Raw genomic sequence first — 15036 nt, 5'->3', positions numbered from 1 at the left:
GCCCGGGGCGCCCCGGACCGGAAGGGGGTGCGCCGCTGTCGGCGCGACCCGGCAGGATGGCTCCCATGACCGAGCCTGTCCCCGTGAGCGACGACGCCCGCGACGAGCACCGCCGGCTCAGCGAGGAGGTCGAGGACGCCCGCTGGCGCTACTACGTGCTCGACTCGCCGACCCTCGACGACGCCGCCTTCGACTCCCGGATGCGCCGGCTGGAGGAGCTGGAGGAGCAGTTCCCCGAGCTGCGCACCCCCGACTCGCCCACGCAGCGGGTGGGCGGCGCGGTCAGCACCGAGTTCACCGCCGTCGACCACCTCCAGCGCATGGAGAGCCTCGACAACGCCTTCTCCTACGACGAGCTCGCGGCCTGGCACACCCGCCTGGCCCGCGACGGCGTCGACGACCCGGCGCTGCTGTGCGAGCTGAAGGTCGACGGGCTGGCCATCAACCTGCTCTACGAGCAGGGCCGCCTGGTCAGGGCGCTGACCCGCGGCGACGGCAGCACGGGCGAGGACGTCACCCCCAACGTGAAGACCATCGACTCCATCCCGCACCGCCTGGTCGCCGCCGAGGGCTTCGCGGTGCCCGAGCTCGTGGAGGTCCGCGGCGAGGTGTTCCTGCCCACCGCGGCCTTCGAGCGGCTCAACGCCGCCATGACCGACGCGGGCAAGCCGGTCTTCGCCAACCCGCGCAACGCCGCCGCGGGGTCGCTGCGCCAGAAGGACCCGCGGGTCACCGCCACCCGGGCGCTCGGCATGGTCTGCCACGGCATCGGCGCGCGGCGCGGCTTCGAGCCGGCCTCGCAGTCGCAGGCCTACGACGCGCTCGCCGCCTGGGGCCTGCCGACCAGCCCGCGGGTGCGGGTGCTGCCCGGGCTCGCCGAGGTCCGCGCCTTCATCGAGCACCACGGCGAGCACCGCCACGACGTCGAGCACGAGATCGACGGGGTCGTGGTCAAGGTCGACGACGTCTCGCTGCAGCGACGGCTCGGCTCGACCAGCCGGGCGCCGCGGTGGGCCATCGCGTTCAAGTACCCCCCGGAGGAGGTCAACGCCGAGCTGCTCGACATCCGGGTCAACGTCGGCCGCACCGGGCGCGCCACGCCGTACGGCGTGATGGTGCCGACCCGGGTGGCCGGCTCCACGGTCGAGAACGCCACCCTCCACAACGCCCACGAGGTGCGCCGCAAGGACGTGCGACCCGGCGACACCGTCATCCTGCGCAAGGCGGGCGACGTCATCCCGGAGATCCTGGGGCCCGTGCTCGCGCTGCGGCCCGAGGGGCTGGCGGAGTGGGTCATGCCCACGCGCTGCCCCGCCTGCGACACCCCGCTGGCGGAGCAGAAAGAGGGCGACAAGGACCTGCGCTGCCCCAACCACGAGCACTGCCCGGCCCAGGTGCGCGAGCGGGTCTTCCACGTCGCGGGCCGCGGCGCCTTCGACATCGAGGGGCTCGGCTACGAGGCGGCCTCCGCGCTGCTCGACGCCGGGGTGATCGCCAACGAGGGTGACGTGTTCTCCCTCGGGCCCGACGACCTGCTGCGCACCGACCTGTTCACGCGCGCGGCGAAGAAGGGCGAGGAGGGCGAGCGGGTGCTGTCGGCCAACGGGCAGCGGCTGCTGACCCACCTCGGCGAGCGCAAGCAGGTCCCGCTGTGGCGGGTGCTGGTGGCCCTCTCGATCCGCCACGTCGGCCCGACCGCCGCACGGGCGCTGGCCCAGGAGTTCGGCTCCATGGCCGCGCTGCGCGCCGCCACCGAGGAGCAGCTCGCCGCGGCCGAGGGCGTGGGGCCCACCATCGCTGAGGCCGTCATCGAGTGGTTCGAGGTGCCGTGGCACGCCGCGATCGTCGACCGCTTGGAGCAGGCCGGCGTGAGCATGGCCGACGAGCGCGACGAGTCGGTGCCCCGCACCATCGAGGGACTCACCGTGGTCGTCACCGGGTCGCTGGAGGGCTACAGCCGCGACTCGGCCAAGGAGGCGATCCTCTCGCGCGGCGGCAAGGCCGCCGGGTCGGTGTCGAAGAAGACCGACTTCGTCGTCGTCGGCGCCAACGCCGGCTCCAAGGCCGACAAGGCCGAGCAGCTCGGCCTCCCCGTCCTCGACGAGGAGGGCTTCACCCGCCTGCTCGCCGAGGGACCGCCACCCCCGGTCGACGACCAGGACGCCACGTCGCAGGCTCCGGAGGGTGCCGGCGACGACGGCTGAGCCCCGGAGGCTCCGCTCCGGCGCCGAGCCCCGGTCGTGGAGGGGGGGGACCGCCAGCCCTGGTGGTTGAGGAGGGAGCGCCAGCGCCGGTGGTTGAGGAGGGAGCGCCAGCGCCGGTGGTTGAGGAGGGAGCGCCAGCGCCGGTGGTTGAGGAGGGAGCGCCAGCGACCGTCTCGAAACCACGGCGCCACGTGGTGCTCGAGCGGGAGTACGAGCGACCGTCTGACAACCACCGACTTCCGCGCGAGGTCCCTCTCACGCCCGCCACGCAGGCGAAGCGCCTCGCGTGCCCGGCCAGCCCGCTCTAGAAGTGGCGGCGCACGACCGGTCGAGTGCCGCCGCAGGTGTCGTCCCCCGCCACTGCGCACGGTCGGTCACCGCGAGCGACGACAGCACCGGCCGGCCAGGCGGGGGCGCCGCGGCGCCGACCGGCCCGCCCGCCCGAGAAAAGGCGGCACATGACCGGTCGACGGCCGCCGCAGGTGTTGTCTCCCGCCACTGCGCACGCTCGGGCCTCGCGAGCGCCGCCAGCAGCGGGCCGGTCACACCGGGGGCGCCTCGCCTCGCCTCGCATCGCCGGTCGGCCCGCCCGAGAAGTGGCGGCATACGACCGGTCGACGGCCGCCGACGGTGTCGTTTCCCGCCACTTACCGCACGGTCGGTCCTCGCGAGCGATGCCAGCACCGGCCGCCCACGCGGGGCGCCGCGCGTCGCCGGCCGGCCGAGAAGTGGCGGCATACGACCGGCCGACGGCCGCCGACGGTGTCGTTTCCCGCCACTTACCGCACGGTCGGTCCTCGCGAGCGATGCCAGCACCGGCCGCCCACGCGGGGCGCCGCGCGTCGCCGGCGCGCCGGAGAAGTGGCGGCATACGACCGGTCGACGGCCGCCGACGGTGTCGTTTCCCGCCACTTGCCGCACGGTCGGTCCTCGCGAGCCACGCCAGCACCGGCCGGCGACATGGGGGCGCCGCGCGTCGCCGCCCGGCGCGCCTGAGAAGTGGCCGCGTACGACAGGTCGACGGTCGCTGAAGGTGACGTCTCCCGCCAGTGCGCACGGTCGGTCCTCGCGAGCGACGCCAGCACCGGCCGCCCCCGCGGGGGCGCCGCGCGTCGCCGGTCGGCCCGCCCGAGACGTGGCGGCGTACGACGGTTCGACGGCCGCCGCGGGTGTCGTCTCCCGCCACTCACCGACGCCGATGACTGACCGCACCGGCTGACCGCACTGGCTGACCGCATCGGGTGACCCGACCAGTCAGGCGAGTCCCCGACACGCGGCGAGCGCCGCCCCACGGCTGTGGGACGGCGCTCGCGAGCGGGTGGAGCCGAAGCTCAGCGGTTCAGCTTGTCGCTGACCGAGAGCACGCGGGTGACCAGGTGGTCGAGCGCGCTGCGGTCGGTGTCGTCGAGCTCGCTGGTCTGGCCGGTGACCTTGCCGACGCCGTAGGGGTTGCCGTCGGCGAACTTCACCGGGTCGGTGTAGCCCGGAGGCACGATGATGCCGCCGAAGTGCGCGAAGGTCGTGTGCATGGCCTCCAGCGTCGTCTCCTGGCCACCGTGGAGGGTCTGGCTGGACGTGAAGGCGGCGTAGACCTTGTCGGCCAGCTTGCCCTCGCCCCACAGCGGGCCGAGGGTGTCGATGAAGGACTGGAGCTGGCTGGTGACGTGGCCGTAGCGGGTGGGCGAGCCGAAGAGGACGGCGTCGGCCCAGTCGAGGTCGTCGGGGCTGGCGGTGGGCTTGCTCGCCTGCTCCTCCACGTGCTGCTTCCAGGCGTCGACCGACTCGACGGCCTCGCGGGGCGCGGTCTCGGCGACGTGGCGCAGCCGGACCTCGGCGCCGAGGCCCTCGGCGGTCTGGGCCAGGCGCTCGGCCATGGCGTGGGTGCTGCCGAAGCCGGAGTAGTAGATGATCGAGAGCTTGCTGGGCACGGGTGGTACCTCCGTGGGATCGCGAGTCGGTTGACCGTTCAACTTCCACGGTAGTCATCGCTCGGCGCCCCACAAGGTCCCTGCGGGTGACCCGGGGCGACGGCCCTAGGATGAGCGCCATGCCTGAGATAACCCGAGACGAGGTCGAGCACCTGGCGAACCTCGCCCGGATCGACCTGTCCGACGCCGAGCTCGACCACCTCGCCCCGCAGCTGTCGGTGATCCTGGAGTCGGTCGCCTCGATCAGCGGCGTGGCCGGTGACGACGTGCCCCCGACCTCCCACGCGCTCCCGCTCACCAACGTCTTCCGCGAGGACGTCGTGGTGCCCGGGCTGGGCGCCGAGGCCGCGCTGGCCGGCGCCCCCGAGTCGGAGCAGCAGCGCTTCATGGTGCCGCGCATCCTCGGGGACGAGCAGTGAGCGCCGACCTGACCCGCCGCACGGCCGCCGACCTGGCCGCCGACCTCGCCGCGGGCACGACCACCTCCGTCGCGCTGACCCAGGCCCACCTCGACCGCATCGCCGCGGTCGACGGCGGACCCGACGCCGGCGTGCACGCCTTCCTCCACGTCGACGCCGAGGGTGCGCTGGCCGCGGCCGCCGCCTCCGACGAGCGTCGCGCGGCGGGGTCGCCGGCCTCGGCGCTCGACGGCGTGCCGATCGCGGTCAAGGACGTCCTGGCCACCCGGGGGCTGCCCACGACGTGCGGCTCGAAGATCCTCGAGGGCTGGGTCCCGCCCTACGACGCCACGGTGGTCGCCCGGCTCCGGGCCGCCGGCCTGCCGATCCTGGGCAAGACCAACATGGACGAGTTCGCGATGGGCTCCTCCACCGAGCACTCCGCCTACGGCCCGACCCGCAACCCGTGGGACCTCGAGCGCATCCCCGGCGGCTCCGGCGGCGGCTCGGCCGCGGCCCTGGCCGCCTTCGAGGCTCCGCTGGCCCTCGGCACGGACACCGGTGGCTCGATCCGCCAGCCCGGCGCGGTCACCGGCACCGTGGGCGTCAAGCCGACCTACGGCGGTGTCTCGCGCTACGGCCTCGTGGCCATGGCCAACTCCCTCGACCAGGTCGGCCCGGTCACGCGCACGGTCCTCGACTCCGCGCTGCTGCACGAGCTGGTGGGCGGGCACGACCCGCTCGACTCCACCTCGGTCGACCAGCCGCTGCCGTCGCTGGTCGACGCCGCCCGTCGCGGCGCCGAGGGCGACCTGTCCGGCGTGCGCGTCGGCGTCATCACCGAGCTCTCCGGCGAGGGCTACCAGGCCGGGGTGCAGGCGCGCTTCGAGGAGTCGCTCGAGCTGCTGGTCAAGGCCGGCGCCGAGGTCGTCGAGGTGTCGTGCCCGACCTTCGTGCACGCCCTGGCGACCTACTACCTGATCATGCCGTGCGAGGCCTCCTCCAACCTCGCCAAGTTCGACGCCATGCGCTACGGCCTGCGGGTGCTGCCCGAGGGCGTCGACTCGCCGAGCGCCGAGCAGGTCATGCGGGCCACCCGCGACGCCGGCTTCGGCGACGAGGTCAAGCGCCGCATCATCCTCGGCACCTACGCCCTGTCGAGCGGCTACTACGACGCCTACTACGGCACGGCGCAGCGGGTGCGCACGCTCATCGCCCGCGACTTCGCCGCCGCGTTCGAGAAGGTCGACGTCTTGGTCTCACCGACCGCGCCGACGACGGCCTTCAAGCTGGGGGAGAAGCTCGACGACCCGCTGGCGATGTACCTCAACGACCTCGCCACCATCCCGGCCAACCTGGCCGGCGTGCCCGGCATGTCGCTGCCCAGCGGCCTGGCCGACGAGGACGGCCTGCCGGCCGGCTTCCAGATCCTGGCGCCGGCCCTGGCCGACGACCGGATGTACCGCGTGGGCGCGGCCCTCGAGGCCGCCCTCCACGAGCGGTGGGGCGGCCCGCTGCTCGACCGCGCGCCCGCCCTGGCCGCCCAGGCCGGCCCGACCGACGCGAACGGAGCCTCCGCATGAGCACCTCCACCACCGGCGACGTCCTCGTCGACTACGACGAGGTCCTCGCCGCCTACGACCCGGCGATGGGCCTGGAGGTCCACGTCGAGCTCAACACCGCGACCAAGATGTTCTGCGGCTGCCCCACCGAGTTCGGCGCCGAGCCCAACACCCAGGTCTGCCCGACCTGCCTGGGCCTGCCGGGTGCGATGCCGGTGGTCAACGCCAAGGCGGTGGAGTCGGCGATCCGCATCGGCCTCGCGCTCAACTGCGACATCGCCGAGTGGTGCCGCTTCGCGCGGAAGAACTACTTCTACCCCGACATGCCGAAGAACTTCCAGACCAGCCAGTACGACGAGCCGATCGCGTTCGAGGGCTGGATGGACGTCCTGGTGCCGACCGCCGACGGCGGCACGGAGACGGTGCGCGTGGAGATCGAGCGCGCCCACATGGAGGAGGACACCGGCAAGTCGCTGCACGTCGGCGGCTCCACCGGCCGCATCCACGGCGCCGACTACTCGCTGGTCGACTACAACCGCGCCGGGATCCCGCTCATCGAGATCGTCACCAAGCCCATCACCGGGCTCGGTGCGCAGGCCCCCGAGGTCGCCAAGGCCTACGTCGCGCAGCTGCGCGAGCTGATCGTGGCCCTCGGCGTCTCCGACGCCCGCATGGACCAGGGCTCGATCCGCGCCGACGTGAACCTCTCGTTGGCCCCGAAGGGCTCCGGTGCGCTCGGCACCCGCACCGAGACGAAGAACGTCAACTCGCTGCGCTCGGTCGAGCGTGCGGTGCGCTACGAGATGCAGCGCCACGCCGCCGTGCTGGGGGAGGGCCGCTCGATCCTGCAGGAGACGCGCCACTGGCACGAGGACACCGGCGTGACGACGTCGGGGCGCGAGAAGTCCGACGCCGAGGACTACCGCTACTTCCCCGAGCCCGACCTGGTGCCGGTGGCACCGTCGCGCGAGTGGGTGGAGCAGCTGCGCGGCACCATGCCGGAGAACCCCCGCGCCCGCCTGGCCCGGCTGCAGGAGTCGTGGGGCTTCACCGACCTGGAGATGCGCGACACCGTGGGCGCGGGCGCCCTCGGCCTGGTCGAGGAGACCATCGCCGCCGGCGCCGCACCACAGTCCGCGCGCAAGTGGTGGCTGGGTGAGATGGCGCGGCGCGCCAACGACTCCGGGGTCGAGATCGGCGCCCTCGGCGTCACGCCGCAGCACGTCGCGCGCGTGCAGGCCATGGTCGACGCCGGCGAGCTGACCGACAAGCTGGCCCGCCAGGTCTTCGACGGCCTGCTGGCCGGCGAGGGCACCCCGGACGAGGTCGTCGCGGCCCGCGGCCTGGCCGTGGTCTCCGACGAGGGCGCCCTGTCGGCCGCGGTCGACAAGGCCATCGCCGAGAACCCCGCCATCGCCGACAAGATCCGCGACGGCAAGGTCGCCGCGGCCGGTGCGCTCATCGGCGCCGTGATGAAGGAGATGCGCGGCCAGGCCGACGCGGCGCGGGTCAAGGAGCTCGTGCTCGAGAAGCTGTCCTGAGGCGGCGGCGGGGGCGGTCCCGGGTTACGCTGCCCCCGCACCACTCATCACGCCCGCACGTGGGGGAAGCCGGTCGGAGTCCGGCGCTGACCCGCAACCGTAGGCCGTGCCGGGACCTCCCCGGGGCGGCGAGCCGGAGCACCTGCTGCGACGCGTCCTGATCATTCGCTGTCGAGGAACACGGCGGGTGGCCCGCCCCGGATCAGCCGGGGCGCCTCCCGCCGTGCGCAGCGGGAAGGAAACCCCATGCGTCACCCCCTGCGCCGCGCGAGCGCCCTCGCCGCCGCTCCCGTCCTGTCCCTGGCCCTGCTGGCGGTGCCCGGCCTCACCACCCCGGCCCAGGCCGCCGCCGGCGACCTCGACCCCGTGGCCGCGCAGCGCGCCGGCGGCTGGCTCGCGGGCCAGGTCGACGACGGCCTGCTGACCTACGACAGCTTCGGCGCGCCGTTCACCGACTACGGGCTGTCCATCGACGCCGAGCTCGCACTCGCCGCCGTCGGTGGGCAGGACGCCACCGTCGACGCGATCGCCGCGGCCGTCGCCGAGGACCCCACGGTCTACACCGACTACGCCTACTCCTTCGACGGCGCCCAGTACGCCGGGCGCGCGGCCGGCGCCGTGGCCAAGGCCCTCGTGGGCCTCCAGGCCGCGGGTGTCGACCCGGCCACCGTCGAGGAGATCGACCTCGTCGGCGCGCTGGAGGCCCAGACCGCCGACACCGGTGCCACCGCCGGGCGCATCGCCGACGTCGCCACGAAGGACGGCGAGCCCGACCCGACCGGCGACTTCGCCAACACGCTGGGCCAGGCCTTCGCCGTGCGCGGCCTCCAGGCCGCGGGCAGCGACGAGGCCGACGCCGCCACCGACTTCCTGCTGCTCCAGCAGTGCGGGGCCGGCTTCTTCCGCCAGGACTTCGCGCCGGTCACCGCGACCGACCAGGCCTGCACCGCCGGGTCCGACGCCAGCGTCGACGCCACCGCGCAAGCCGTGCTGTCGCTGCTGCCCCAGGCGGGTGACGCCGAGGTCGACGCCGCGCTGGCCGACGCCGCCGCCTGGCTGGCCGGCTTCCAGAACGCCAACGGCTCCTTCGACTCCGGCACCGACGCCACCGCCTTCCCCGGCAACGCCAACAGCACCGGCCTGGCCGGCTGGGCCCTCGGCGACCTCGCCGACCTCGGCGTGGGCGCGGCCAGCGCCGACGCCGCCGCCGACGCCGCGGCCTGGCTGCGGGCCCGCCAGGTCGCCGGTGTCGGCGACTGCAACCGCTTCGACGACGCCGACCTCGGCGCCGTGGCCTACGACGACGCGGCGCTGAAGGGTGCCCGCGCCGACGGGATCGTCGCGGCCGACCGTGGGCAGTTCCTGCGCGCCACCGCCCAGGCCGCGCCCGCGCTGGCCTCCTCCACCGACACCGGCGAGGACGCCGTCGCCGCGAAGGACCTCGCCCGCAAGGGCCGCGCCCTCACCGTGAAGGTCACCGGGCTGGCCCCGGGCGCCAAGCTCTGCCTCACCGGCCGCGGCGCCGGTCGCGGCGAGACCGTGGGCGCCACCGCCGGTCGCGACGGCTCGGCCGACCTCACCGTCAGCCCCGGGCGCGCCGGCACCGCCACCTACGAGGTGCGGGGCGAGAGCGGCCTCGTCGGCTCGGTCGACGTGCGCGTGCTCGGCCCCAAGACTCTCGGCGTCGACACCGCCCGGCGCGCGGAGCGGGGTGGGTCCCAGGTCGTGACCGTCTCCGGTCTCGTGCCCGGGGAGCGCACCGTGGTGACGTTCCGCGGCGCGAAGAGCGTGGCCCGCGCCGACGCGGAGGGCCGTGTCGTCACCGAGGTGCGCATCAGCGGGGCGCTGGGACTCGCGACGCTCCGGGCGAAGGGTCAGTTCGCCGACCGCACCGGCGAGGCGACCGTCCGGGTCGTGCGCTGACCGTGCGCGCCCACACCGTCCTGCGCGCCGTCGCCGCCGCCGTCCTGACGGCGGTGGCGACGGGCCCCGCGCTGGTGCCGGCCCCGGCCTCGGCCGCGTCGTGCACCGGCGGCGAGGGCGCCAGCGCCGTCGTCGACTTCAAGGAGCTCGGCGGCGGCATCGCCCAGCTCTGCGTGCCCGGGGGCGGGGGCGACTCCGCCCAGGAGGTCTTCGAGGCCGCCGGCGTCGACCTGGCCTACGTCGCGGGCCAGGGCGACTTCGTCTGCACCGTGCAGGGCAAGCCCGCCGAGCAGACCTGCCAGCGCACCCCGCCGGCCACCGCCTACTGGTCGCTGTGGGTCTCCGACGGCACGTCGGGCTCGTGGACCTACGCGACCCGCGGCGTCTCCGGCCTCACCGTGCCCGAGGGCGGCTCGGTCGCCTTCGCGTGGGTCGACGGCAGCGGCAGCGACCAGCCCGGTGTCGCCCCGGCCCGGTACGACGGCCCCGCGGGCGGCTCCGGAGGCGGCGCCGGCTCCGGCGGGAGCGGCTCCGGGGGCTCCGGCGGCGGCTCGGCCGGAGGCGGCGCGGGTGGCCCCGCGCCCTCCGCGCCCGCGGCCACCCCGACGCCGAGCGCCACGGCCGACCCCGACGGCCCGTCCGGGACGTCCGGCGCGGCCGGGTCCGACCGCTCCGGGCGCACGGGCGACCGGCGCCCCGACGAGCGCGCCCGCGACGAGGACCGCGCCGGGCGCGAGGGTCGCGGCGGGCGGGGCGAGCGTGACGACGCCTCCGCGTCGCCGAGCCCCTCGGCGAGCGGCTCGGCCGAGCCCTCGGGCGCCGAGGTGCTGGCCGACGCCGCCGCCGACTCCGCCGACGACGCCGAGGCGGCCGCCGACGCGGACGGCCTGCCCGCGTGGGTGGGGCTGAGCGCCGTGGCCGGGCTGCTGGCCGTGGCCGGTGTCGTGCTCGTCGTACGCCGCCGCTCCGCCGGGGGGCCGCAGGCGTGAGCCGCGGCCGTCTCGCGCGCGACCTCCACCCCGTGGCCTGGTGGCTGTGGGCGATCGGTCTCGCCGTGGCGGCCTCGGCCACGACCAACCCGCTCAGCCTGCTGCTCCTCGTGGGGGTGGCGGCGCTGGCGGTGGGCCTGCGCCGCTCCGACCAGCCGTGGGGGGCGTCGTTCCGCCTCTACGTGTGGCTCGGCGTCGCCATCGTGGTCATCCGCGTGGTGTTCCGGGTCGTCTTCGGCGGCGGGTCCAACGGCACGGTGCTGCTCGACCTGCCCGCGGTGCCGCTGCCCGAGGCCGCGGCCGGCATCGTGCTGCTCGGGCCGGTGACGCTGGAGTCGCTGCTCGCCGGCGCCTACGAGGGCCTGCGCCTGGCCACGATCGTCATCTGCGTGGGCGCGGCCAACTCCCTGGCCAACCCCAAGCGGCTGCTGCGCTCGGTGCCCCCGGCGCTCTACGAGGTCGGCACGGCCCTCGTGGTCGCGGTCTCGGTGCTCCCGCAGCTGGCCGACAGCGTGCAGCGGGTGCGCGCCGCGCAGTCGCTGCGCGCGGCGCCCGCGGCCGGGCGGGTGGGGTCGCTGCGCCGCTTCCTGGTGCCGGTGCTGGAGGACGCGCTCGAGCGCTCCCTGGCCCTGGCCGCCGGCATGGACACCCGCGGCTACGGCCGCTCCGGTGACGCCTCGCCGGCGCGTCGCCGGGTCACGGGTGCCCTCATGCTCACCGGCCTGTGCGGGGTCTGCGTCGGCGTCTACGCCGGCCTCGACCAGGAGGCGCCCCGCTGGCTGGCCACGCCGATGCTGCTGCTCGGCGTCGCGGTGGCCGTGCTCGGCACGGTCAGCGCCGGGCGGCGCGTGGAGCGCTCGCGCTACCGCCCCGACCGCTGGCGCACCCCCGAGCTGCTCGTGGTCGCCGCGGGCGTGGTCGTGGCCGTGCTCGGCCAGTGGGTCGCGCGCCAGCAGCCGCTGGTGGCGCTGCCCCGCCTCGACGCCGTGCCGACGGTGAGCCTCGCGGTGCTCCTCGGCGCCGGGGTGGCGCTGCTGGGCGCCGTGGCCAGCCCGCCGACGCGGGTCACCGCCCCCGGGGTGGTGACGGCGTGATCGCGCTGCGCGACATCGGCTTCGCCTACGACGGCGCCGCCCGGCCCGTGCTCCACGGCGTCGACCTGGAGGTCGAGGAGGGCGAGCTGGTGCTGGTCTCGGGCCCGACCGGCGCGGGCAAGTCGACCCTGCTCGGGGTGGTGACGGGTCTGGTGCCGCGCTTCTCCGGCGGGGTGCTCTCCGGCGACGTGCTGCTCGAGGGCCGCTCGATCGTGCACGACCCGCCCCGCGAGCGCGCCCACGCCATCGGCTACGTCGGGCAGGACCCGGCCGCCGGCTTCGTCACCGACACCGTCGAGGAGGAGCTGGCCTACGGCATGGAGCAGCTCGGCCTGCCCGGCGAGACCATGCGCCGCCGGGTCGAGGAGACCCTCGACCTGCTCGGCATCGCCGACCTGCGCGGGCGCGACCTGCGCACCCTCTCGGGCGGCCAGCAGCAGCGCGTCGCCATCGGCGCGGTGCTCACGATGCACCCGCGGCTGCTGGTGCTCGACGAGCCCACCTCCGCCCTCGACCCCACGGCGGCCGAGGAGGTGCTGGCCACCCTCACCCGCCTCGTGCACGACCTGGGGGTCTCGGTGCTCCTGGCCGAGCACCGCCTCGAGCGGGTCGTGCCCTTCGCCGACCGGATGGTGCTGCTGACCGGCGACGGCGGGGCGCGGGTGGGGGAGCCCTCGGAGCTGCTCGCCACCTCGCCCGTCGCGCCCCCGCTCGTGGAGCTCGGCCGTGCCGCCGACTGGGACCCGCTCCCGCTGAGCGTGCGCGACGCCCGGCGGCGGGTGCGGGCGCTGCGCGAGCGCCTCGCGGAGCCGCCGGCCGCGCCGGCCCCGGTCGCCCCCGACGCCGCGCGCGCCGCCCGGGCCCGCGGGGTGACCGTGGCCCACGGCCAGACCGTCGCCCTGCGCGAGGTCGACCTCACCCTGCTCGGCGGACGCGTGGTCGGCCTCATGGGGCGCAACGGCGCCGGCAAGTCGACCCTGCTGTGGACCCTCCAGGGCAGCCGCGCCCGCCGCGGCGGCGACCTGGAGGTCGACGGCGTCGACACCGGCCGGCTGCCGGCCGACCGGCGCCGCGGGCACGTCGCGATGCTGCCCCAGACCGCCGCCGACCTGCTCTACCTCGAGACCGTGGCCGAGGAGTGCGCGGCCGCCGACGTCGACGGCGCCCCGGGCGACTGCCGCGCGCTGCTCGACCGCCTCGTGCCCGGCATCCCCGACGACTCCCACCCGCGCGACCTCTCCGAGGGCCAGCGCCTCGCGCTCGCGCTCGCCGTGGTGCTGGTGGCCCGGCCCCGCGTCGTGCTGCTCGACGAGCCCACCCGCGGTCTCGACTACGCCGCCAAGCACGTGCTCGCCCGGGTGCTGCGCGACCTCGCCGCGGGCGGTCAGGCCGTGCTCGTGGCCACCCACGACGTCGAGTTCGTGGCCCAGGCCGCCGACGACGTGGTGGTCCTGGCCGAGGGCGAGGTCGTCTCGGCCGGCCCCGTGCGCCGGGTCGTGGCCGAGTCGCCCGCCTTCGCCCCGCAGGTCACCAAGGTGCTCGGCGCGCCGTGGCTGCGCGTCGACGAGGTCGTCGCCGCGCTGGCCGCCGGCCCCGGCGAGCCGGTGACGGCGTGAGCTCCTCGACGACCCCGCGGGTGCGCGCCCCGCAGCCGGCGCGGCCCGCCGCGGTGCCGGTCTCGCGGCGCACGGCGGCGGTGCTGGTCGTGGCCGGCGTCGCCGGGCTGCTCATGCTGCTGTGGCCGCTGCTGCTCGACGCCCCCGCGGGGGAGCGGGTCGACCCGCCGTTCGTCTTCCTGGTGCTGCTGCCGGTGGTGGTGGCGGTGGTGCTCGCCGAGGTCAGCGAGGGCGGACTCGACCCCCGGGTGCTGGCGGTGCTCGGCGTGCTCAGCGCGGTGGTGGCCGTGGTGCGGGGCGTCTCCCCGGGCACCGGCGGCGTGGAGCTGGTCTTCTTCCTCATCATCCTGGCCGGGCGGGTCTTCGGGCCGGGCTTCGGCTTCGTGCTCGGCTGCACCTCGCTCTTCGCCTCCGCGCTGCTCACCGCGGGCGTCGGGCCGTGGCTGCCCTTCCAGATGATCTGCTCGGCCTGGGTGGGCATGGGCGCGGGGCTGCTGCCACGACGGGTGACGGGCCGCGGCGAGCTCGTGCTGCTGGCGGTCTACGCCGCGGTCGCGGCGTACGTCTACGGGCTGCTGATGAACCTCTCCAGCTGGCCCTTCCTCACCGGCGTCTACGTGCCGGGTCAGGAGCTCCAGCTCGCCTTCGAGCCGGGCGCACCGGTGCTGGAGAACCTGCACACCTTCGCGGTCTACACGCTGCTCACCTCCACGGCCGGGTGGGACACCGTGCGGGCGGTGACCAACGTCGTCGCCGTGCTGGTGCTGGGCCCCGCCGTGCTGACCACGCTGCGCCGCGCCGCGCGGCGCAGCCTCGTGACCGGCCGGGTCAGCCGCTGACGCGGGACAGGAACTCCCGCAGCAGCGTGTGGACCCGGTCGGGGTGCTCGAGGGGCAGGAAGTGGCTGCCGGCGATCTCGGTGTAGGTGGCTCCGGGGATGCGGGCGGCGGCGCTGGCCATGTCGCGGGCACCGGCCAGCACGTCCCAGGTGCCGGCGACGAAGGCGGCGGGCACGCGGATGTTGCGCAGCGAGACCCGCCCGTGCTCGGAGGTGCGCAGGGCGAGGTGGAAGTACCAGCCCAGCGGGGTGGTGAGGAACTCCTTCACCGTGAGCGCGGTCGCCTCGAGGTCGTGCACCGGCAGCATGAAGCCGCTGTGGCTGAGCAGCGCCACGGCCTTCTCGCCGATCGGCAGCCGCGTCGAGATCGGGGTCAGCAGCGGGCCGGCCAGGCGCATCGCGCGCGAGACGTTGACGGTGAGCAGGCGCGCCAGCGGGTGGGGCAGGTGCAGCGGGCCGAGCATGGTGGCGAAGGTGTCGCCGGGCACGCCCGCGACGGCGAAGAGCCCCGCGACCCGCTCGGGGTGACGGAAGGCCAGCTCGTACATCGTGTTGACGCCCATCGACCACCCCATGAGCACCGCGCGGTCCACGCCGAAGTGGTCCATCACCGACAGCCCGTCCTCGACGAACTCCTCGATGCCGACGCGGTCGGTGTCGACGGGGCGGGCCGAGCCACCGGTGCCGCGGTGGTTCCACGAGATGACCCGCACACCGCAGTCGGGCTCGAGCAGCGCCGGCCACGACCAGGGGTTGGTGCCCAGGCCGTTGCACAGCAGCACGGTGGGCCCCGGGAAGGCGCCCTCGGCGTCGTTGGTCCACGCCCGCAGGCGCGTCCCGTCGTCGGAGAGGACCTCGTGGAAGCTCAGCGAGGAGGCGGTCCCGGTGCGGGCGCGGGAGATCGGCATGACCCGATCATGCCGCAGGATCGCGCGGTGCGGGG

Annotated in this window: 11 protein-coding genes and 1 riboswitch; of the genes, 9 read left to right on the top strand and 2 right to left on the bottom strand. The window is 75.6% G+C overall.

Going from position 1 to position 15036, the window contains the following annotated elements; all coding sequences use genetic code 11:
* Positions 1–65: 65 nt before the first annotated feature.
* Positions 66–2204, top strand: coding sequence for an NAD-dependent DNA ligase LigA (gene ligA / locus M3673_RS12360; protein WP_251534057.1), 2139 nt, complete (start codon positions 66–68; stop codon positions 2202–2204).
* 1331 nt (positions 2205–3535) lie between these two features.
* Here the strand turns inward: ligA and wrbA are convergent.
* Positions 3536–4132 carry an NAD(P)H:quinone oxidoreductase gene (gene wrbA, locus M3673_RS12355; RefSeq protein WP_251534050.1) on the bottom strand — a complete coding sequence of 199 codons (597 nt, stop codon included), beginning with the start codon at positions 4130–4132 and terminating at the stop codon, positions 3536–3538.
* Positions 4133–4251: 119 nt separating this feature from the next.
* Between wrbA and gatC the strand changes: the two genes are divergently transcribed.
* From gatC to M3673_RS12315, 8 genes are all read left to right on the top strand, one after another.
* On the top strand, positions 4252–4551 hold the full coding sequence (gene gatC, locus M3673_RS12350) for an Asp-tRNA(Asn)/Glu-tRNA(Gln) amidotransferase subunit GatC (RefSeq protein ID WP_056863767.1): 300 nt from the start codon (positions 4252–4254) through the stop codon (positions 4549–4551).
* Positions 4548–6113 (top strand): Asp-tRNA(Asn)/Glu-tRNA(Gln) amidotransferase subunit GatA, encoded by a 1566-nt coding sequence (gene gatA / locus M3673_RS12345; protein WP_251534043.1) that lies wholly within the window; start codon positions 4548–4550, stop codon positions 6111–6113. The genes gatC and gatA overlap by 4 nt, the downstream gene beginning before the upstream one ends.
* On the top strand, positions 6110–7633 hold the full coding sequence (gatB, locus tag M3673_RS12340; RefSeq protein ID WP_251534036.1) for an Asp-tRNA(Asn)/Glu-tRNA(Gln) amidotransferase subunit GatB: 1524 nt from the start codon (positions 6110–6112) through the stop codon (positions 7631–7633). The genes gatA and gatB overlap by 4 nt, the downstream gene beginning before the upstream one ends.
* A 62-nt stretch (positions 7634–7695) precedes the next feature.
* Positions 7696–7777: riboswitch (cobalamin riboswitch) on the top strand.
* Positions 7778–7879: 102 nt separating this feature from the next.
* The gene (locus M3673_RS12335; RefSeq protein WP_251534029.1) at positions 7880–9556 is read left to right on the top strand and encodes a hypothetical protein; all 1677 of its coding nucleotides are present in this window, start codon (positions 7880–7882) and stop codon (positions 9554–9556) included.
* A gap of 2 nt (positions 9557–9558) precedes the next feature.
* Positions 9559–10545: a hypothetical protein gene (locus tag M3673_RS12330; protein ID WP_251534027.1), complete on the top strand. Its 987-nt coding sequence runs from the start codon at positions 9559–9561 to the stop codon at positions 10543–10545.
* A complete protein-coding gene (locus tag M3673_RS12325) occupies positions 10542–11639 on the top strand; it encodes an energy-coupling factor transporter transmembrane component T (RefSeq protein ID WP_251534025.1) in 1098 nt (365 codons plus the stop codon). Before M3673_RS12330 ends, M3673_RS12325 begins: the two co-directional genes overlap by 4 nt.
* Complete coding sequence (locus tag M3673_RS12320) at positions 11636–13255, top strand: ABC transporter ATP-binding protein (protein ID WP_251534023.1); 1620 nt, start codon at positions 11636–11638, stop codon at positions 13253–13255. The genes M3673_RS12325 and M3673_RS12320 overlap by 4 nt, the downstream gene beginning before the upstream one ends.
* The gene (locus tag M3673_RS12315; protein WP_251534017.1) at positions 13252–14094 is read left to right on the top strand and encodes an ECF transporter S component; all 843 of its coding nucleotides are present in this window, start codon (positions 13252–13254) and stop codon (positions 14092–14094) included. Before M3673_RS12320 ends, M3673_RS12315 begins: the two co-directional genes overlap by 4 nt.
* On the opposite strand, the gene M3673_RS12310 is transcribed toward M3673_RS12315, so the two are convergent.
* Complete coding sequence (locus M3673_RS12310) at positions 14084–15001, bottom strand: alpha/beta fold hydrolase (protein WP_193661346.1); 918 nt, start codon at positions 14999–15001, stop codon at positions 14084–14086. The genes M3673_RS12315 and M3673_RS12310 overlap by 11 nt on opposite strands.
* Positions 15002–15036 lie beyond the last annotated feature (35 nt).

Source organism: Nocardioides sp. P86, assembly GCF_023712465.1.
In the GTDB taxonomy this organism is placed as follows: Bacteria; Actinomycetota; Actinomycetes; order Propionibacteriales; family Nocardioidaceae; genus Nocardioides; species Nocardioides kribbensis.
The sequence above is the reverse complement of the archived record's forward strand: the minus strand, read 5'-3'. Positions and strand labels throughout refer to the sequence as shown.